Origin of the sequence: Nocardioides sp. (assembly GCA_037045645.1) — a bacterium.
In the GTDB taxonomy this organism is placed as follows: domain Bacteria; phylum Actinomycetota; class Actinomycetes; order Propionibacteriales; family Nocardioidaceae; genus Nocardioides.
Genome location: JBAOIH010000001.1, coordinates 271,290 through 289,153 on the forward strand (window position 1 = coordinate 271,290; position 17,864 = coordinate 289,153).

Annotated in this window: 20 protein-coding genes and 2 pseudogenes; 13 read left to right on the forward strand and 9 right to left on the reverse strand. The window is 68.2% G+C overall.

Going from position 1 to position 17,864, the window contains the following annotated elements; genetic code table 11:
- Window positions 1-38 precede the first annotated feature (38 nt).
- Together V9G04_01320 and V9G04_01325 are read right to left on the reverse strand one after the other, a co-directional pair.
- Window positions 39-926, reverse strand: a complete 888-nt coding sequence (locus V9G04_01320) for an A/G-specific adenine glycosylase (protein MEI2711953.1) — start codon at window positions 924-926, stop codon at window positions 39-41.
- Between the two features lie 111 nt (window positions 927-1,037).
- Window positions 1,038-1,598 (reverse strand): hypothetical protein, encoded by a 561-nt coding sequence (locus tag V9G04_01325; GenBank protein MEI2711954.1) that lies wholly within the window; start codon window positions 1,596-1,598, stop codon window positions 1,038-1,040.
- 20 nt (window positions 1,599-1,618) lie between these two features.
- On the opposite strand from V9G04_01325, the gene V9G04_01330 reads away from it, so the two are divergent.
- The gene (locus V9G04_01330; protein ID MEI2711955.1) at window positions 1,619-1,759 is read left to right on the forward strand and encodes a hypothetical protein; all 141 of its coding nucleotides are present in this window, start codon (window positions 1,619-1,621) and stop codon (window positions 1,757-1,759) included.
- A gap of 7 nt (window positions 1,760-1,766) precedes the next feature.
- Here the strand turns inward: V9G04_01330 and V9G04_01335 are convergent, their stop codons facing one another.
- The 3 genes and pseudogenes from V9G04_01335 to radA all read right to left on the reverse strand — a co-directional run bounded on the left by V9G04_01335 (window position 1,767) and on the right by radA (window position 5,279).
- Entirely contained in the window at window positions 1,767-2,642 is an 876-nt protein-coding gene (locus V9G04_01335; GenBank protein MEI2711956.1) for a hypothetical protein, read from the reverse strand.
- Window positions 2,643-2,749: 107 nt separating this feature from the next.
- Window positions 2,750-3,832, reverse strand: a pseudogene (gene disA / locus V9G04_01340) (DNA integrity scanning diadenylate cyclase DisA).
- Between the two features lie 76 nt (window positions 3,833-3,908).
- Complete coding sequence (radA, locus tag V9G04_01345) at window positions 3,909-5,279, reverse strand: DNA repair protein RadA (GenBank protein ID MEI2711957.1); 1,371 nt, start codon at window positions 5,277-5,279, stop codon at window positions 3,909-3,911.
- Window positions 5,280-5,396: 117 nt separating this feature from the next.
- Here radA and V9G04_01350 point away from each other — a divergent pair, with 117 nt between their 5' ends.
- On the forward strand, window positions 5,397-6,422 hold the full coding sequence (locus V9G04_01350) for a LacI family DNA-binding transcriptional regulator (protein MEI2711958.1): 1,026 nt from the start codon (window positions 5,397-5,399) through the stop codon (window positions 6,420-6,422).
- 85 nt (window positions 6,423-6,507) lie between these two features.
- Here V9G04_01350 and V9G04_01355 read toward each other — a convergent pair whose 3' ends face one another.
- The 3 genes from V9G04_01355 to V9G04_01365 form a co-directional block, all read right to left on the reverse strand.
- Window positions 6,508-7,215 carry a class I SAM-dependent methyltransferase gene (locus tag V9G04_01355; protein ID MEI2711959.1) on the reverse strand — a complete coding sequence of 236 codons (708 nt, stop codon included), beginning with the start codon at window positions 7,213-7,215 and terminating at the stop codon, window positions 6,508-6,510.
- Between the two features lie 86 nt (window positions 7,216-7,301).
- The gene (locus tag V9G04_01360) at window positions 7,302-7,940 is read right to left on the reverse strand and encodes a VOC family protein (protein ID MEI2711960.1); all 639 of its coding nucleotides are present in this window, start codon (window positions 7,938-7,940) and stop codon (window positions 7,302-7,304) included.
- An 85-nt stretch (window positions 7,941-8,025) separates the two neighbouring features.
- Window positions 8,026-8,784, reverse strand: coding sequence for a hypothetical protein (locus V9G04_01365; GenBank protein ID MEI2711961.1), 759 nt, complete (start codon window positions 8,782-8,784; stop codon window positions 8,026-8,028).
- A gap of 24 nt (window positions 8,785-8,808) precedes the next feature.
- Here V9G04_01365 and V9G04_01370 point away from each other — a divergent pair, with 24 nt between their 5' ends.
- The 8 genes and pseudogenes from V9G04_01370 (at window position 8,809) to proC (ending at window position 14,553) form a co-directional block, all read left to right on the forward strand.
- Complete coding sequence (locus tag V9G04_01370; protein ID MEI2711962.1) at window positions 8,809-9,753, forward strand: Ppx/GppA phosphatase family protein; 945 nt, start codon at window positions 8,809-8,811, stop codon at window positions 9,751-9,753.
- A complete protein-coding gene (locus tag V9G04_01375; protein MEI2711963.1) occupies window positions 9,750-10,571 on the forward strand; it encodes a sugar phosphate isomerase/epimerase family protein in 822 nt (273 codons plus the stop codon). The genes V9G04_01370 and V9G04_01375 overlap by 4 nt, the downstream gene beginning before the upstream one ends.
- A pseudogene (locus V9G04_01380) lies at window positions 10,568-10,705 on the forward strand (TetR family transcriptional regulator). Before V9G04_01375 ends, V9G04_01380 begins: the two are co-directional and overlap by 4 nt.
- Before the next feature lie 256 nt (window positions 10,706-10,961).
- A complete protein-coding gene (locus V9G04_01385) occupies window positions 10,962-11,159 on the forward strand; it encodes a hypothetical protein (protein ID MEI2711964.1) in 198 nt (65 codons plus the stop codon).
- A gap of 163 nt (window positions 11,160-11,322) precedes the next feature.
- The gene (locus V9G04_01390) at window positions 11,323-12,033 is read left to right on the forward strand and encodes an ABC transporter ATP-binding protein (GenBank protein MEI2711965.1); all 711 of its coding nucleotides are present in this window, start codon (window positions 11,323-11,325) and stop codon (window positions 12,031-12,033) included.
- 23 nt (window positions 12,034-12,056) lie between these two features.
- The gene (locus V9G04_01395; protein ID MEI2711966.1) at window positions 12,057-12,785 is read left to right on the forward strand and encodes an ABC transporter permease; all 729 of its coding nucleotides are present in this window, start codon (window positions 12,057-12,059) and stop codon (window positions 12,783-12,785) included.
- A gap of 10 nt (window positions 12,786-12,795) precedes the next feature.
- Window positions 12,796-13,731 (forward strand): proline dehydrogenase family protein, encoded by a 936-nt coding sequence (locus tag V9G04_01400; GenBank protein MEI2711967.1) that lies wholly within the window; start codon window positions 12,796-12,798, stop codon window positions 13,729-13,731.
- A 21-nt stretch (window positions 13,732-13,752) separates the two neighbouring features.
- The gene (gene proC, locus V9G04_01405; protein ID MEI2711968.1) at window positions 13,753-14,553 is read left to right on the forward strand and encodes a pyrroline-5-carboxylate reductase; all 801 of its coding nucleotides are present in this window, start codon (window positions 13,753-13,755) and stop codon (window positions 14,551-14,553) included.
- A gap of 9 nt (window positions 14,554-14,562) precedes the next feature.
- Here proC and trpS read toward each other — a convergent pair whose 3' ends face one another.
- The gene (gene trpS / locus V9G04_01410) at window positions 14,563-15,510 is read right to left on the reverse strand and encodes a tryptophan--tRNA ligase (GenBank protein MEI2711969.1); all 948 of its coding nucleotides are present in this window, start codon (window positions 15,508-15,510) and stop codon (window positions 14,563-14,565) included.
- A 205-nt stretch (window positions 15,511-15,715) separates the two neighbouring features.
- On the opposite strand from trpS, the gene V9G04_01415 reads away from it, so the two are divergent.
- From V9G04_01415 to V9G04_01425, 3 genes are all read left to right on the forward strand, one after another.
- Window positions 15,716-16,900, forward strand: coding sequence for an acetoin utilization protein AcuC (locus V9G04_01415; GenBank protein MEI2711970.1), 1,185 nt, complete (start codon window positions 15,716-15,718; stop codon window positions 16,898-16,900).
- Between the two features lie 168 nt (window positions 16,901-17,068).
- On the forward strand, window positions 17,069-17,281 hold the full coding sequence (locus V9G04_01420; protein MEI2711971.1) for a helix-turn-helix domain-containing protein: 213 nt from the start codon (window positions 17,069-17,071) through the stop codon (window positions 17,279-17,281).
- 474 nt (window positions 17,282-17,755) lie between these two features.
- Window positions 17,756-17,857, forward strand: coding sequence for an AURKAIP1/COX24 domain-containing protein (locus V9G04_01425; GenBank protein MEI2711972.1), 102 nt, complete (start codon window positions 17,756-17,758; stop codon window positions 17,855-17,857).
- Window positions 17,858-17,864 lie beyond the last annotated feature (7 nt).

The following is a 17,864-nucleotide window of genomic DNA, read 5'->3' on the forward strand; positions in this document are numbered from 1 at the left end:
CGAGGGGTCACCAAGATCGGCCGAGGGGTCACAAACTCTCACGGGAGGGCGTAGCGCGCAGGCGCTGCGCCCTCTTCCGGTTGGTCCACCTCGACCACCAGCCCATCGCTGATCAGGCTGGCGAGCGCGCGTTCACGCTGCTCGGCCGCAGGCCAGGCCACGTCGAGCAGTGGCTTGGCCACGCTGCCGGGCGCTTCTCGCAGCACGGCCAGGAGCCGACCGCGGCACTGACGGTCGGTCCCGGCGTAGGTCTGGCCGCGCCGCGGCGGGCCGTCGTACGCCGGGTACCCGTCGCCGCGCCAGACGCACCACTGCGCGACCGGGCAGCTGTCGCAGGACGGCGAGCGGGCCGTGCAGACGAGCGCGCCGAGTTCCATCACGGCGACCGACCAGGTCGCGGCAATGCCCGGATCAGCCGGCAGCAACCGCCACGCGTCCTCACGCTCGTGCGAATAGACCACGTCCGGGGGATATTGCAGGCCGCGGAAGAGTCGCCAGTGCACCCGGCGGACGTTGGTGTCCAGGACCGCGATCCGTTGTCCGTACGCGAACGCGGCGATGGCCGAAGCGGTGTAGTCGCCGACGCCGGGCAGTGCGCGCAGGTCGTCGTACGCGCTTGGCACCTGGCCGTCGAAGTGGTCACGAATCATGGTCGCCGCCCGATGCAGCCGCAGCGCCCGGCGTGGATAGCCGAGACGGCCCCAGGCTCGTACGGCTTCTCCCGCGGACTCGGCGGCCAGGTCACCGGGCGTCGGCCAGCGAGCCAGCCACTCGGTGTGCTTGGGCAACACGCGACTCACAGGAGTCTGCTGGAGCATGAACTCCGACACCATGACCGACCACCCCGTTGCCTCGGGTCGGCGCCACGGCAGGTCGCGTTGATGCTCGTCGTACCACCCGAGCACCGCCGCCTGGACCTCATCCACCTGCCGGATCGTACGTCGTGCGGTGTGGCAGCGAGACTCAGCGCGTGGGAACTTCTAGCGTTCGCCTATGGCCGCTGTCGCTCGACCTCGTGGACCCTTGCCGGCCCGCGTCTATTGGGTACGCCGCGCCGCGTTCTTGACGGTACTCCTGCTCTTCGTCGGCGGGATCTTCCGGCTGGTCGGCGTCGGCGGTGACGAGGCTGCTTCGCCCACGGCGCAACGCGCCGCATCCCAACCGAGCCCCACGACGACGCCTACGACCAAGGTCAAGCGCAAGAAGAAGCGCAAGCCGAAAGGCCCCGTGCTCGGGCCAACGGTGCCTGCGCCGGTGCTGGCCCAGCCCGAAGGCACCTGCGCTGCCTCGGACATCACCGTCGTGCCCTCGGTGCCCAAGCCGATCGGGGGCTCGGACATCAAGGTGATGCTCAACCTCAAGACGAAGACCAGCGACGCCTGCAACTGGAAGTTGTCGGCGAGTTCGGTGACCGTCGCGATCCGCTCGGGTGGGGACGACATCTGGTCGACCCAGCAGTGCCGCAACGCGATCCCGACCCAGAACCTCGTCGTGCGTGACAACGCCAACACCCAGGTTGCGATCACCTGGTCGGCCAAGCGTTCGGACGAGACCTGCTCGCGGCTGACCCAGTGGGCCATGCCCGGGTGGTACTTCATCAAGGCCGCCGCCCTCGGTGGTGACCCCGCCGAGGCTCACTTCGAGCTCGAAGCTTCCGACCGCCGGGACGATCACGCGTACGGTCACGCCCACGGCGACGGCGACGCCCACCCCCAAGACGAAGAAGAACAAGAAGAAGCGCAACCGCAACAACGGTTGAGGCGACGTCAGGCGTACGACCCGAACAGTCGCTTCGGCAGCGCCGACAGCCGCCGCAGTTCGGATTCCAGCGCCTCGACCTGGTCGCGATTCAATGGTGAGGTGTGGCTCGACGGGGTCCACACGTCGATCGATTCCAGCACCCCGTGGCGACGCAGGCCCTCGGCGTCCTCCACGACGTACTCCTCGTAGAGTTCGCGCTGTCGCGAGGTCGGATCCGCGTCCCCGCGCAGGGCCTGGAAGCCCGCCAGGATCGCGGAGCGGCGATGGCGTACGGCCGGCATCGGCCCGGCCGAGGCCATCGAGGTCCACTTGCGAACGAACTCGTCGAAGGTCGGCGACTCGAAGTGCAGGTGTCGCAACCGCGGGTGCTGGTAGCCGACCAACTTGTTGCCCTGCGCATCGTCGGCGGCGTGCAGGCGGAACTTCAGGTCCGTCGCCGGCCGGATGCCGACCTTGCCCGCCACGTGACCATGGAAATAGCTGCGGTTGCTGGCCTTGCGGACCAGACCGGCGCGCGCCAGCGCCTCGAGTTCGGTGTCGCTCAGCAGCCGTTTGAAGAGGCGATCAGCATCGGGGGAGCCTTCGCTGGCCACCGACTCCAGGGGCGAGAGCCGCACCATCCGCTCGCCGGCGGGCACCGCGGCCAGGACGTTGCGGTCGAGCTGCGCGACTTCGTCTCCGTCGAGGAAGAAGAGCCAGTCCACGAAGCCGAGTTCGACCGCGGCCGTATTGACCAGGTTGGCCGCCCGCCGTTGCCGTGCGCTCAGCGCGTCGATGAAGTCCTCGCCCCACCAGGCCGCGTCGGCCAGGATCCAGGAGGCCTGCGGGTGGGCGTCGAGGAAGGCGTACGTCTCCGCATCGTGCGGGCCGTCGAGGACCACGACGACGTGGTCGATGCCGTGACCCAGGTTCCCGTCGACGAAGCGGTGCAGGTTCGCGAGTTTGTCCTTGACCAGCGAGACGGCGAGTTGCACGGCAGGAGACCTCTGACGAACCGGTCGCCGGTGATGCTCGACTCCGCCAGTCGCGACAGACCTTCTCGTACGGACCGCGCCCGCAACTCGCCGACACCCTCGACCACCTGGAGGTCGTCGATGCCCGCAGCCAGGAGTTGCTGCAGGGTGCCGAAGTGCTCGATCAGCCGGTCGACCACGGAGGCGGGAAGCCGCGGCACCTTGGCCAGCAGTCGGTAGCCGCGTGGGGTCACGCTCCCGTCGAGGTGGTCCGACGTGCCCAGGCCCAGCGACCTCGCGACCGAGGCGGGGTCGACCAGGTCGGTCGCCGACAGGGCGGCCAGTGCCTGCAAGGAGTCTTCTGGGCCCTGCTTCTTGCGCCCGCCGGGGAAGTAGTCGCGGATCACCAGCTCGCGTTCGGCGTCGACGCCGGTGACGAGCTCTTCGAGCTGCAGCGCAAGCAGCCGGCCGTCGGTGCCCAGTTCGACGACGTAGTCCTCGATCTCGCGGGCGATGCGGGTGACCATCTCCAATCGCTGGGCGACCACGGCGACGTCGCGTACGGTCACCAGGTCCTCGATCTCCAGTGCGGAAAGCGTGGAGGCGACCTCGTCCAGACGCAACTTGTAGCGTTCCAGCGTCGCCAGCGCCTGGTTGGCTCGCGACAGGATCTGACCGGAGTCCTCCAGGACGTGGCGTGATTCGCCGACATAGATCGCGATGATCTGCATCGACTGGCTGACGCTGATCACCGGGTGACCCGTCTGTTTGGCGACGCGATCGGCCGTACGGTGCCGGGTGCCGGTCTCGTCCGAGGGGATGCTCGGGTCGGGCATCAGGTGTACGGCGGCCCGGTTGATCCGAGTCAGGTCGCGGTCGACGGTGATGGCGCCGTCCATCTTGGCCAGCTCACGCAGGCCGGTCGCGGTGAAGGGCACGTCGAGCGTGAAGCCCCCGGTAGCGATCGAATCGACCACTCGATCCTGGCCGACCACGATCAGTGCGCCCGTACGTCCGCGCAGGATGCGTTCCAGCCCGTCGCGCAATGCGGTGCCGGGAGCCACCAGCGCCAGCGCCGCACGCATGCGGGTGGCTTCGTCCGAGCGGTCGGCAGGCAAGGGGCGCCCTTTCTGAGGTTTCGGGTCAGCTGGTCGCGGCCCCGGGCGCCGTCAGTCTAGGGGCTCACGGGTCCACTCACCCGCGAGTCAGTCCCAGCACCGTCAATGCGCCGATGATGTCGGCGGCCTCCACCACGTCGATGCCGTCTTGGCGTACGGATCGGATGCGGCCCTGCTCGGGACGACCGGGTACGACGACCATCGCGAACCCCAGCCGCGCCGCCTCCGCGACCCGCTGCCGCAGGTCGCGTACGCGGCGCAGCTCGCCAGCCAACCCGATCTCGCCGACGGCCACGACGCCGGTCGGCGCCGGGATGCTCAGCACGGCCGATGACAACGCCACCGCAAGCGCCAGGTCGCTGGCCGGCTCGGTCAGTTTGGCCCCGCCGACGGTGGCCGCGAAGACATCCTGGTTGTGCAGCCGAAGACCGCAGTGGCGTTGCAGCACGGCCTGCACCATCGCCACTCGCTGGCTCGACAATCCAGAGACCGTGCGCGCCGGTCGCTCGGCGGCGGACTTGGTGACCAACGCCTGCACTTCGGCCAACAACGGTCGTCGACCCTCCATGGTCACCGCGACGCAGGTGCCCGGCACCTGCCTCGCGTGCTGCTCGACGAAGAGTCCGGTCGGATCGGCGACTCCGTTGATGCCATCGGCCGACAGGTCGAAGCAGCCGACCTCGTCGACCGGGCCGAACCGGTTCTTCATCGCGCGCACCATCCGGAATCGCGAGTTGCGATCGCCCTCGAAGTGCAGCACCACGTCGACCAGGTGCTCCAGAACCCGTGGTCCTGCGATGGAACCGTCCTTGGTGACATGGCCGACCATCACCGTCGTGATGTTGCGCAGTTTGGCTTGGCGGATCAGGGCGGCGGCCACCTCCTTGACCTGGGTGACCCCACCGGGCACGCCTTCGACGCCGGTCGCGGTGATCGTCTGCACGGAATCGATCACCAGCAACTCGGGGCGTACGGCCTCCAGGTGCGTGAGCACCGCGCCCAGATCGGTCTCAGCCGCCAGATAGAGCTCGTCGTGGATCCCGCCGGTGCGGTCGGCTCGCAGCCGCACCTGGGAGGCGGACTCCTCGCCGGTCACATACAGCGTGCGTCGTCCGGTGCGCGAGGTCTGTGCGGCCACCTCCAACAACAGGGTGCTCTTCCCGACGCCCGGCTCTCCGGCGAGCAGGATGGCGGCACCCGGAACGAGCCCGCCGCCGAGGACCCGGTCGAGTTCGGGCACCCCCGACCCCCGGAAGGCAGACGTGCTCACGTCGACCTGCCCGATGGGCACGGCGGCACTGGTCACCGGTGAGGCCGCGACCCGCGGACCGCGGGTGGTCTTCTCCGCCACCGTGCCCCACGCCTGGCACTCACCGCAGCGGCCGACCCACTTGGCGGCCTCCCAGCCACACTCGGTGCAGCGATAGACCGTGCTCTGCCTCTTCACCCGCGCAACGCTAGACGCAGCGACCGACAACGGGCGTTGCGCATCGGTCGCGGCCGCCGGCAGCGGGAGCGACCACGAGTAGTAACCTGGCTTGGAAGGATCCACCAGGGAGTAACCGTGGCCGTCAGCACCGAGTCCCACGAGGGTCCTCCGACCCTCCAGATCGTCGCCGAACTCGCTGGCGTCTCCCGCCAGACGGTGTCCAATGCGGTCAACAACCCCGACCTGCTGCGCCCCGAGACACTGGAACGGGTCCAGCAGGCGATCCGTACGCTCGGCTACTCGCCCAACCGGGCCGCCCGAAGCCTGCGCACGCGTCAGTCGGGCCTGATCGGATTGCGATTCAGCAGGGCAGAAGAGGGCACCGCCAACGCGATGATGGACCGCTTCGTGCACTCGCTCGTGGAGGCCGCCGCCGAGTCCGGCCATCACGTGCTGCTGATCGCGGGTGAGGATCCGGTCGCGGGATACGACGAGGTGTTGCGGGCGACCGCCGTCGACGCCCTCGTCGTGACCGACACCTACCTCGGCAACCCTCAGGCCGCCTGGCTGACCGAACGTGGCGCGCCGTTCGTGGCGTTCGGGCGGCCGTGGGACAGCCCCGAGGCCACCCATCCCTGGGTCGACGTCGACGGGGCGGCAGGCACCGGCCTGGCGACCAACCATCTGCTCCAGCGCGACCACCAGCGGATCGCCTGGCTCGGCTGGACCGATGACAGCGTGATCAACGTCGACCGGCGCTCGGGCTGGGAGCGGGCGATGTATTTCGCCAGCCTCGACACGGCCGGACTCGAACGCCAGTCGGAGGATTCGGTCGAGGGTGGACGCGCTGCCGCAGCCGAGCTGCTGGAGGCCGGCGCCACCGGCATCGTCTGTGCGTCGGACACCTTGGCTATCGGGGTGCTGCACGAACTCGCCTCGCGCGGCCTGCGCCCGGGCGCGGACATCGGCGTGGTCGGCTTCGACGATTCCCAGGCTGCACAGGTCTTCCCGGGTGGGCTGACGTCCGTACGCCAACCGCTCGAGGACGTGGCGGTCGAGATCGTGCACGCCGTCGAACGGCTCCTCAGCTCCGATGCGCCCGGCGAGTTGGGGCGGTTGCTGTCCCCGACGTTGGCGGTGCGCGGCTCGACCGAGCGCTGACGCGCTCGCGGCGGTCGAGCGGACTCCGGTCCGCTCAACCCCCGGCGAACCGGGGGCTTAGCGGCCCGAACGGGTGTCCAGTCGCTCAAAAACGCCGCCACCACAGGTTCACCGCGTAGTCGACCTCGACTCCGTCATGTGAGGCCAGGATCCGCTCGGCCGCCTCGGGGGCGAACTCGATGCGTACGACCGCCTCCAGGTCTGCACGCGATTCGAAGAGCCAGCGCATCGTCACCGACTTGCGAGTCCAGCCCTGCACAGACCAGAAGCGTTCGATCGTCGGCGCCGAAGGCAGCCACGGGTAGCCCTCGCGAAACCAGCGGCCGAAGGTCGAGGTCGACTTGTCGTTGTCGAGGATGTACGCCACCCCGCCTCGCCGCATCACCCGGGACAACTCCAACAGGCCCGGCTCACACCCCGGACCGAAGAAGTACGCCCAGCGCGCATGCGCGACATCCACCGACGATGCAGCCACCGGCAACTCCTGCGCCGTCCCGTCCAGCACGCGCACCGCATCGAGTCGGCGCACCCGCCGACGAGCCAGCGTCGCCAACGACGGATGCGGTTCCACGCCGACCACCGAGCGCGCGGTCGCGGCGAACAGCGGCAGGTGAAACCCGGTGCCGCACCCGATATCGAGCACGTCGCGGTCGGCCCAGTCGCCGATCTCACGCATCGCGGCGGTCAGCAGCCCGTCGGGGTCGACGGCGCGGTTCTCGATTTCGTACGTTGCGGGCGTGCGCCAGATGTTGGGGCTCTCGATGGCGCCGGGTGGGGTGCTGAGTTTCGACACGCCTAGCACGACCTCGTTCCTCGGTCGTGGGCTCGCTCAACCTGGCGCACGTCACGCGCCGCGACTTCGTCGCGCACGTGGTGCGCTCAAATACGCACGAGCCCGTTGGGCGTCATGAACTGGGCGGCCAGGATGCCGGGGGTGCCGTTGGGGGCGACCCACTCGACCTTGAAGTCCTCCAGGGCGGCCTCCACCGGTTCGCCGAGCCACTCCGAGACGCGTGCCGGGTCGCCAGCGATCTCCAGTGCGGCCAGTGAATAGTCGTCATCGCCCGCGTGGCCCGGACGCAACTCGCCTTCGGTCTCCCATTCGATGAAGAACGGCAACTGTGGGTCGGCGATCAGGCCGTTCACGCCGATCTGCTTCCAGCGCAACTCGGTGCCGTCGTTGCGATAACGGTTGCCCTGGACGGCTTCTCGCTCCAGACGCGCCTCCGTCTTGGAGATGTCGCGTACGCGGACCACCCAGCCCAGCCAGCCGCCGCCGAGCGCGGAGCGGGCACGCACGGCCTGCCCGAACGGTGCCTTGTCGGACGCCGGATGGTCGAGCACCTCGACGATCTCGAGGTACGTCTTGTTGGCCAGCGGCAGGGTCAGGTTGCGGGTGCCGAAGCGTGGATGCACGCCGCCATCGACGAATTTCTTGCCGAGCAGGTCCCCGAGTCGCGCCGCGGTGGCCACGAGTCCATCCGGACCGGCCGCGAACGAAAGATGGTCTAGGCGCATGACTTGATTGTGAACTGCGGCACGGCCCGCGAAACAATCGGGGTCGCTCTCTCGACGTCGAGATTGTCGGAGTGGAGCGACAACTTCAGTCGGCTGGATGCAACGCCAGGGCCGAGCGGGACCGCACGTGCGCCTCGCAGTGGCGGGCGAGTTCGTCGTACGCCGCGTGTCCCATCAGTTCGACCAATTCGGGCCGGTTCGTCACGAACACCGGCTCCACGGCGACGTGCGCCTCGGTGTTGCCCGAGCAGTACCAGTCCAGGTCGTGACCTCCCGGCCCCCAGCCCCGCCGGTCGTACTCTCCGATGGAGATCTCCAGGTAGGAGGTGTCGTCGGCGCGCTCGACGGTGCGGTACGTACGCCGGATCGGCAACTGCCAGCACACGTCCGGCTTGGTCTCCAGTGGTTCGCGCCCTTGTTGCAGGGCCAGCAGGTGCAGCGCACAACCGGCGCCCTCCGCGAAGTCCGGACGGTTGTGCAGGACGCACGCCGACTGCCCCAGATGCGAGTGCGTACGAGTCTTGCGGTCGCCGTCCTCGTCGACCTCGGTCCAATCGCTGCGCTTGACCCGCTTGCGGCCGGGATGGAACTGCCACACCTCGGGGGTGAGTTCGGCGACGTACGCCGCGACTCGCCTCTCGTCGTCCTTGTCGGCGAAGTGGGCGCCCAGCGTGCAGCAGCCCGTGTCCGGGGATGACGCATAGATGCCCTGGCAGCCCTGTCCGAAGATGCAGGTGAACGACGAGGTCAGCCAGGTCAGGTCGCAGCGGAAGACCTGCGCGTCGTCGGCCGGATCGACGAACTCGACGTACGCACGTGGAAACACCAGATCAACCTCGGGCACCTGCGCAACCTATAACCTCGCACCATGCGGTTGGGCGTACTCGACATCGGTTCCAACACCGGGCACCTGTTGGTGGTGGATGCCCGCGGTGGCGCCGCGCCGCTTCCGGCGTACTCCCACAAGGAGCCGCTGCGCCTGGCCGAGCATCTCGATGGCCAGGGCGCGGTCTCGCGTTCGGGGATCGAGGCGCTGACGAAGTTCACCTTGTCGTCGATCGATGTCGCCGAGGACCGCGGCTGCGAGGAGATGATGGCGTTCGCCACCTCCGCGGTGCGCGACGCGATCAACACCGAAGAGGTGCTGGACGAGGTCGCCGAACGCACGGGCGTACGCATCAAGGTGCTCTCCGGGGAGGACGAGGCACGACTGACCTTCCTGGCCGTACGCCGTTGGTTCGGCTGGTCGGCGGGGCGTCTCGCGCTGTTCGACATCGGTGGCGGTTCGTTGGAGATCGCGAGCGGATCGCGGGAGGCGCCTTCGGTCGCGTGGTCGTTGCCGCTGGGTGCAGCGCGATTGGCGAAGGCCTGGTTCGTCGACGGCAAGGCGGACGAGGATGCCGTACGCCGGATGCGCAAGGAGATCAGGGCCGAGATCGCGCGCGACGCGGGCGAGTTGTTGCGCACCGGCAAGGCCGACAAGGCGACGGCGACGTCGAAGACGTTCCGGTCGCTGGCCCGGGTGTGCGGCGCGGCGCCGTCGGGTGAAGGGCCGCTGGTGAGCCGCACCCTGGCGCTGAGCGACCTCAAGGGCTGGATCCCGAAACTGCTCGAACTCTCGCCCGACGAACTCGCCTCGCTGCCCGGGGTCTCGCCCAGTCGTACGCATCAGATCGTGCCGGGCGCGATGGTCGCCGAAGCCTGCATGGAGATCTTCGAACTTCCCGAGTTGGAGATCTGCCCGTGGGCGCTGCGCGAGGGCGTGATCTTGGAACGCATCGACCAGATCAGCGTGCTCGGGAACGGCGCATGACCGTCGCGCTGTCCACCGCCTCGGTCTACCCCGAGTCGACCGCGCACGCCTTCGCGCATGCCGCGGCGCTCGGGTACGACGCGGTGGAAGTGATGGTCGGGATCGACGCGCTGAGCCAGCAGGTCGCGGCCGTGCAACAACTCTCCGACCACCACGAGATGCCGGTCTGCGCGATCCATGCGCCCTGTCTGCTGATCACCCAGCGCGTCTGGGGCACCGACCACTGGGTCAAGCTGCAGCGCTCGGCCGAGATGGCCCACGCGCTGGGAGCGAGCGTGGTTGTCGTACACCCGCCATTTCGGTGGCAACGCGAGTACGCCACCGGCTTCGTGGACGGGATCGCCGCCCTCGAAGCCTCGACGGGGATGCGGTTCGCCGTCGAGAACATGTACCCGTGGCGGGCCTCGGGCAAGGGCCGTCGCGGTCGCGCGAAGATGGAGATGTACGTCCCCGGCTGGGATCCGTCCGCGCACGACTTCGCGCACACGACGATCGATCTCTCACATGCCGCGATCGCGCGTGACGACGTGGTCGAGATGGCCCAGCGGATGGGGGACCGCCTCACCCACATCCACCTGACCGATGGCACCGGGTCGGCCAAGGACGAACACCTCGTCCCCGGTCGTGGCGCGATGGATGCGGCGGGGTTCTTGGCGCACCTGGTCGCCCTCGACTTCGCCGGCAGTGTCGTGCTGGAGATCAACACCCGGCGTTGCAACACCTCGGCCGAACGCGTTCGTGATCTGCGCGAATCGTTGGAGTTCGCCCGCGAGCACTTCACCGCGCCACTGGTGCGGCAGAGTCGAGAACCCAGATGAGTCCGGCCGCCCGTCGCGGTCGCCGCCGGGGTGCCCCCGACACGAAGGCGGCCATTCTCACGGCTGCGCGCGAAGCATTCGGCGAGCATGGCTTCACGCGTACGACGATCCGCGGCGTCGCGGCGGCAGCCGGCGTCGACGCGGCGCTGGTCCACCACTACTTCGGCAGCAAGGACGAACTCTTCGTCGCCGCGTTGGCGTTGCCGGTCGACCCGCGCGAGGTGCTCGCGCCCGTGGTCGCGGCCGGACCTGACGGCGCGGGGGAGCGACTGATGCGGGCGTTCTTGTCGGTATGGGACGACCCCGAGCTGCAACCCGCGTTGCTCGCCTTGGCCCGAACCATCGTCGAGCCGTCGGGCGCGGAGCTTCGCGCGGACCGGCTTCCTGCCGGTGGTCATCGGCCCGGCATTGCGCGGGTTGGTGCGCGATCAGCCGGACGTACGCATCCCGCTGATCGCCAGCCAGTTGATCGGCCTGATCGTGACGCGTTATCTCGTCGCCCTCGAACCGATGGTCGCCTTGTCGAGCGAGGAAGTCGTCGCACTGATCGGCCCCACGGTGCAGCGATATCTCACCGACGACCTCTAGCCGACCTGTCGCGTCTGCTCCGCGCAACTGCCTCGACCTGTCGCATCTGCTCAGCGCAACTGCCTCGACCTGTCGCGTCTGCTCGGCGCAAACCCCCCGACCTGTCGCGTCTGCACACTGGCGAACTTGCGCGGCGCCCCGACACAGGAGCAGTATTCAACGCATGATGAAAAACTCGGTCGAGATCAAGGATCTCGTCGTGAAGCGAGGGTCGCGTACGGTCCTCGACGGGCTCGACCTCTCCATCGGCGGCGGGGTGACCGGCCTGCTCGGCCCATCGGGCTGCGGCAAGACCACGCTGATGCGCTGCCTGGTCGGGGTCCAGAAGATCGTCGGCGGTGACGTCACCGTCTTCGGTGAGGAGGCCGGGTCGGCGCCGCTGCGCGACCGGATCGGCTACCACACCCAGGCGGCCAGCGTGTACGACGACCTGAGCGTCGCCGAGAATCTGAAGTTCTTCGCCCAGGTGCGTGGCCTGGACCAGGAGTCAGTCCACAAGGCCATCGCCGCCGTCGATCTGCACGGTCACGAGGACCAGGTCGTACGCTCCCTGTCCGGCGGTGAGCGCAGTCGCGCCAGCCTGGCCGTCGCGCTGCTCGGCGACCCTGACCTGCTCGTCCTCGACGAGCCGACCGTCGGCCTCGACCCACTCCTGCGCCAGGACCTGTGGGCGCTGTTCCACCGACTCGCGGATGCGGGATCGGCGGTCTTCGTCTCCAGCCACGTGATGGATGAGGCCGACCGTTGCGATCGACTCCTGCTCATGCGAGACGGCGCGATCATCGCCGACGGATCGCCACAGCAGATCCGCCAAGACACCGGTCAAGGCGACATCGAGCACGCGTTTCTCGCCCTGGTGAAGGAGTCGAAATGACACCCCGGATCACCCTTGCTGTCATGCGCCGAGTCCTGGCCCAGTTGCGCCGCGATCACCGTACGCTCGCGATGCTGCTGCTCCTCCCCACCCTGCTGATGTCGCTGCTGTGGTGGATGTTCAAGGACGTCCCCGTCAACCCGATGACCGGACGCGACGTGTTCGACGGGATCGCGCCGGGCCTGTTGGCGCTCTTCCCGATGTTCATCATGTTCCTGGTCACCAGCGTGACCACGCTGCGTGAACGTTCGAGCGGGACTTTGGAACGCCTGCTGGCGATGCCGATGGGCAAACTCGACTTCCTCTTCGGGTACGCCCTCGCCTTCGGCCTGGTCGCCGCGGTCCAGTCCGCGCTCGCGGTAGCCGTCAGCGTCGGCCTGCTCGGGATGGAGATGTCTGGCCCGGTGTGGCTCCTCACGGCGGTGGCCGTGGTCGATGCGATCCTCGGCACGGCGCTCGGCCTCTTCGTCAGCGCCTTCGCCCAGACCGAGTTCCAGGCCGTCCAGTTCATGCCCGCGGTCGTCGTACCGCAGATGTTGCTGTGCGGCCTGCTGGTCGCGCGTGACCGACTCCCGGATGTGCTCCGGCAGATCAGCGACGTGCTGCCCCTGTCGTACGCCGTGGACGCCATGAAGCACCTGCAGACGTCCACGACGACCGGGCCGGTGTGGACCGACTTGGCGATCGTCAGCGCGTTCGCGATCGCGGGGCTCGCGCTCGGTGCCGTGACCCTCGAACGCCGGACCAACTAACCTGCTGGATATGGGTCTGCTGCGCGAGTCACTGCTGATGCTGAGTCGCAGCAAGCAGGTGGAGCAGTTGGTCGAGACCATGCCGGTGTCGGCGGGAATCGTACGCTCGCACGTCCCGGGAACGACCACTGCCGACGCGGTTCAGGCTGCCGAGGCCTTGGTCGAAAGAGGCCTCGCCGTGACGCTGGACTATCTGGGTGAGGACACCCTCGACGAGCACCAGGCACAGGCCACGGTCGAGGCTTACATCGCGTTGTTGTCGGAGCTGAGCAACCGCGGCTGGTCTCGCCGCGCCGAGGTCTCCGTCAAGCTGTCGGCGATCGGTCAGGCCCTGCCTCAGGGCGGCAATCGGATCGCGTTGGAACACGCGCGCACCATCTGCCGCGCCGCGCGCAACGCCGGCACCACGGTCACCCTCGACATGGAGGACCACACCACCACGGACTCGACGCTGCTGATCCTGCGCGACCTGCGCAAGGACTTCCCCGAGACCGGCGCGGTGCTCCAGGCATACCTGCATCGCACCGAAGCCGACTGCCGTCATCTCGCGTACGAGGGCTCGCGGGTGCGGTTGTGCAAGGGCGCGTACGACGAACCCGAGTCGGTCACCTTCCAGGACAAACTCGACGTCGACCGGTCGTACGTGCGTTGCCTCAAGGTGCTGCTCGAAGGTCGCGGCTATCCGATGATCGCGACCCACGACCCACGGATGATCAAGATCGCCACCTCCTTGATCGGGCGCTTCGGCCGCGAGAAGGGGTCGTACGAATTCCAGATGCTCTATGGCATCCGTCCCGACGAGCAGCAACGCCTGGCCGACGACGGCGAGACCGTGCGGGTGTATGTGCCCTATGGCGAACAGTGGTACGGCTACCTGATGCGCCGCCTGGCCGAGCGTCCGCAGAACCTCGGCTTCTTCCTGCGCTCGCTGGTCTCCAAGAGTTGAGCGCGTGTCACCATTAGCGCCATGAGCACAGCGATCATCGGCGCCGGCGTGATGGGGGAGACCCTGCTGTCGGGGCTCGTCCGGGCCGGTCGCCGCGTCGACCACCTCCTCGTGGGGGAGAAGCGCAGCGAGCGGGCCACCGAACTCGAGGAGAGGTACGGCGTGGCCGTCGTCTCCAACAAGGAGGCCGCCGCCAAGGCCGACACCGTGGCGCTGGTCGTGAAACCGCAGGACATGGAGGCGGTGCTGGAGGAGATCGCGCCCGAGTTGCGCGCGGGTCAGTTGCTCGTCTCGCTCGCAGCCGGCATCACGACGAGTTTCATCGAGTCCCGGGTGCCTTCTGGGGTGGCCGTCGTACGCGTCATGCCCAACACGCCCGCGCTGGTCGACGAGGGAATGGCGGCGGTCTCACCGGGCTCGCACTGCAGCGAGGAGCACCTCGCCGAGGCCGAGTCGCTGATGTCGTCGGTGGGTCGAGTCGTACGCATTCCCGAGCGGCAGCAGGACGCGGTCACCGCGATCTCGGGTTCGGGACCGGCCTACATCTTCTTCGTGGTCGAGTCGATGATCGAGGCGGGCGTACATCTCGGCCTGCCGCGCGCCACCGCCACCGATCTGGTCGTGCAGACCCTGGTCGGTTCGGCCAAGATGCTGCGCGAGACCGGGACGCACCCGGTCGTTCTCCGCGAGCAGGTCACCTCGCCTGGCGGCACGACGGCTTCGGCTCTGCGCGAACTCGAGATCCACAAGGTGCGCGCGGCGTTCCTGGCCGCGATGGAGGCGGCGCGGAACCGTTCGCGCGCGCTCGCCGAAGGCGAGTGACATTAAGCCTCACAACCCCATCGCCCGACCCGCCTCGGCCAGCACCGGCTCGGTGACCTGCCGACAGCGTGCGGCGCCGCGCTCGAACACCGAATGCACGTACGCCGGGTCGGCCGCCAGTTCGTCGTACGCTTTTCGAATCGGCGCCAACGTCTGGACCACACACTCGGTCACCGCAGCCTTGAGTGCGCCATAGGTCTCGATCCCGGCTGCGCTGCCACCGCACGCCGTGAGGATGTCGAGCAGATTCGTGACGCCCGGCTTCGCCTCACGGTCCGCGCGTACGGCCGGCGGTCCGACGTCGGAATCGGTCACCGCGCGCGAGACCTTCCGGCGTACGACATCGGGCGGATCCAACAGGAAGATCGTCCCCGGGCCGTCGACCGACTTCGACATCTTGCGCGTCGGCTCCGCCAGATCCATGACTCGTGCACCCGCGACCGGCGTCGCGATCTCGGGCACCGTGAAGACCGGCCCGTACGCCGCGTTGAAACGCATCGCCAGATCGCGGGTGAGTTCGACGTGTTGGCGCTGGTCGTCGCCCACCGGGACGACAGTCGGTCGGTAGAGCAGGATGTCGGCGGCCATCAGCACCGGATAGGTGAACAGCGACGCGCGTACGGATCGGTCCCGCCCCTTCTCCTTGAACTGGATCATCCGCCCCAGTTCGCCGGTCGTCGCGGTGCATTCGAGCAGATACGCGAGTTGTGCGTGCGCCGGCACGGCGCTCTGTCGGAACAGGCACGCGTCGTCGAGGCCGACGGCCAGCAGCAGCGCTGCCATCTCGTCGCTGCGGGCGCGCAAGAGAGCCGGGTCGTGCCGCGTCGTCATCGCATGCAGGTCGGAGAGGCCATAGAAGGCGTCGTCTTGCCGGGCGGCCATCGGACGCAAGGCTCCGAGCAGATTGCCCAGCGTCAGTCGGCCCGAAGGGGTGAGAAGGGAGAGGGAGCGGGTCATGGAGTGCCTTTCGATGACGGCGCCTGTCGCGGCGGCAAGGGCATCGAAATGACGAAAGCCGCCCGAAGGCGGCCTGGGTGCGTGGGATGCGCGCGTACGAGGTCCGCCGGTCAGGCGGCCCACCACAGGTTGGAAGTCGTACGCACGAGGGCAAGTCTCGCATGCCGCTCGGCGTCGGACGAACGCGAGCGGTAACGTGCGAAGCATGGAGACGTGCCCGGGTCCCGCAACGGTGGTGTTCGATCCACGACTGACGGGATACAACTTCGGGCCAACGCACCCGATGTCGCCCGTCCGGGTCGACCTGACGATGCGGTTGGCCGAGTCACTGGGGCTGCTCAACGAACGGCTGCGCCGCGTGGACGCGCCGGTCGCCAGTGATGACCTGATCGCGACCGTGCACGACGAGGCGTTCATGGACTCGGTCAAGCGGGTCGGCGCGAGCGGTGCGGTCGATCTCGCGCACGGCCTCGGCAGTGACGACAACCCGGTCTTCTCCGGCATGCACGAAGCCTCCGCGCATGTCGTCGGCGCCTCGGTCGAGGCGTTTCGTCAGGTGTGGGAACGCGAGAGTCTGCACAGCGTCAACATCACCGGCGGGCTGCACCACTCGATGCGCAGCGCGGCGAGCGGCTTCTGCGTCTACAACGACATCGCCGTAGGCATCCAGTGGCTGCTCGACAACGGCGCGCAGCGGGTGGCGTACGTCGACGTCGATGCCCACCATGGTGACGGCGTCGAGCGGATCTTCTACGACGACCCGCGCGTGCTCACGATCTCGTTGCACGAGACCGGCCAGATGCTGTTCCCCGGCACGGGGTTCCCTGGCGACACCGGGGGTGAGGGCGCGGAGGGGTCGGCGGTCAACGTCGCACTGCCGCCCGGCACCTCTGATGCGGGCTGGTTGCGCGCGTTCCATGCGGTCGTACCCGCGATCCTGACCGAGTTCGCGCCTGACGTCCTGGTCACCCAACACGGCTGCGACTCGCATATGGAGGACCCGCTGACGCACCTCATGCTCAGCGTTGATGGACAGCGCGCGAGTTATCAGGCACTGCACGAGTTGGCCCACCAGATCTGCGACGGCCGCTGGGTCGCGACGGGTGGCGGCGGGTATGCCGTCGTCGAGGTGGTCCCGCGCGCCTGGACCCACCTCCTGGCGATCGCATCGGGGCAGGAACTCGATCCCCGCGGCGCGATCCCCGCCGAATGGCGCTCGTACGTCGACTCCGCCCTCGGCCGCACCGCGCCGTCGCGGCTCACCGACGGTCGTACGCCCGCCTGGCGCGACTGGGCTGCGGGCTATGACCCCGACACGTGGCTCGACCGCGCTATCCACGCGACCCGGGAGGCGGTATTCCCGCTGCACGGGCTCGATCCGATGCCGTGAATGAGGCGAAACTGGACCAAATCAACTCGACACGCCGGATCCCATAAGTTTCTTGGGTCAATCTCTTCCCCATAAGTCACACCTGGCCCTATTGTCACTCTGGCTTGACATGCATGGTCACCGGTGGGGAAGCCGGTGGCATGTCGACTAGAAGGATTTGGTGCGCCAATGCCCAGTTCACCCGACCACGCGAGCGACATCTCGGAGGTCAAGTTCCTGACGGTCGCGGAGGTCGCCGCGATGATGCGGGTGTCGAAGATGACCGTGTATCGCCTCGTCCACGGTGGTGAACTGCCCGCTGTCCGCGTCGGCCGTTCCTTCCGCGTCGACGAGAAGGACGTCCAGGCGTACCTGGAGAAGAGCTTCTACTCCGCAGGATGAGGAGTGAGCCGGAGTCGAGGCCTAGGCCTCGGCGGAGGCGAGCCCCGCAATGCCTGCGGCATTCAGGACCGCAGGATGAGGAGTGAGCCGGAGTCGAGGCCTAGGCCTAGGCGGAGGCGAGCCAGGCTGACGCCGACCTGTCGCGTCTGCTCCGCGCAGACCCCTCGACCTGTCGCGTCTGCTCCGCGCAGACCCCTCGACCTGTCGCGTCTGCTCCGCGCAGACCCCTCGACCTGTCGCATCTGCTCCGCGCAGACCCCTCGACCTGTCGCATCTGCTCCGCGCAGACCCCTCGACCTGTCGCATCTGCTCGAGTTCTCCACAACCGCGAGTGCAAACGCGACAACTCGACGGGTCCTGAAAATGCAGACGCGACAGGTGGGCGGATTATTGGCGCAAGCCGACGGCCGGTACGCTGACTTGGTCCTACCGGACCGGGGAGACCCCGGGTCTGGTCAGTTGGAAAGGTATTCCGTGGGTTCTGTCATCAAGAAGCGCCGCAAGCGCATGGCCAAGAAGAAGCACCGCAAGCTGCTGAAGAAGACGCGCGTGCAGCGTCGCAAGCTCGGCAAGTGACCGCACG

What these genes read in the sequence shown, in the direction of transcription:
- V9G04_01325 (MEI2711954.1), bottom strand. Translation starts at nt 1,598, where the DNA reads ATGAAGTACCACCCGGGCATGGCCCACTGGGTCAGCCGCGAGCAGGTC.
- V9G04_01360 (MEI2711960.1), bottom strand. Translation starts at nt 7,940, where the DNA reads ATGCGCCTAGACCATCTTTCGTTCGCGGCCGGTCCGGATGGACTCGTG.
- V9G04_01370 (MEI2711962.1), top strand. Translation starts at nt 8,809, where the DNA reads ATGCGGTTGGGCGTACTCGACATCGGTTCCAACACCGGGCACCTGTTG.
- V9G04_01375 (MEI2711963.1), top strand. Translation starts at nt 9,750, where the DNA reads ATGACCGTCGCGCTGTCCACCGCCTCGGTCTACCCCGAGTCGACCGCG.
- V9G04_01390 (MEI2711965.1), top strand. Translation starts at nt 11,323, where the DNA reads ATGATGAAAAACTCGGTCGAGATCAAGGATCTCGTCGTGAAGCGAGGG.
- V9G04_01395 (MEI2711966.1), top strand. Translation starts at nt 12,057, where the DNA reads ATGCGCCGAGTCCTGGCCCAGTTGCGCCGCGATCACCGTACGCTCGCG.
- V9G04_01400 (MEI2711967.1), top strand. Translation starts at nt 12,796, where the DNA reads ATGGGTCTGCTGCGCGAGTCACTGCTGATGCTGAGTCGCAGCAAGCAG.
- proC (MEI2711968.1), top strand. Translation starts at nt 13,753, where the DNA reads ATGAGCACAGCGATCATCGGCGCCGGCGTGATGGGGGAGACCCTGCTG.
- trpS (MEI2711969.1), bottom strand. Translation starts at nt 15,510, where the DNA reads ATGACCCGCTCCCTCTCCCTTCTCACCCCTTCGGGCCGACTGACGCTG.
- V9G04_01415 (MEI2711970.1), top strand. Translation starts at nt 15,716, where the DNA reads ATGGAGACGTGCCCGGGTCCCGCAACGGTGGTGTTCGATCCACGACTG.
- V9G04_01420 (MEI2711971.1), top strand. Translation starts at nt 17,069, where the DNA reads ATGCCCAGTTCACCCGACCACGCGAGCGACATCTCGGAGGTCAAGTTC.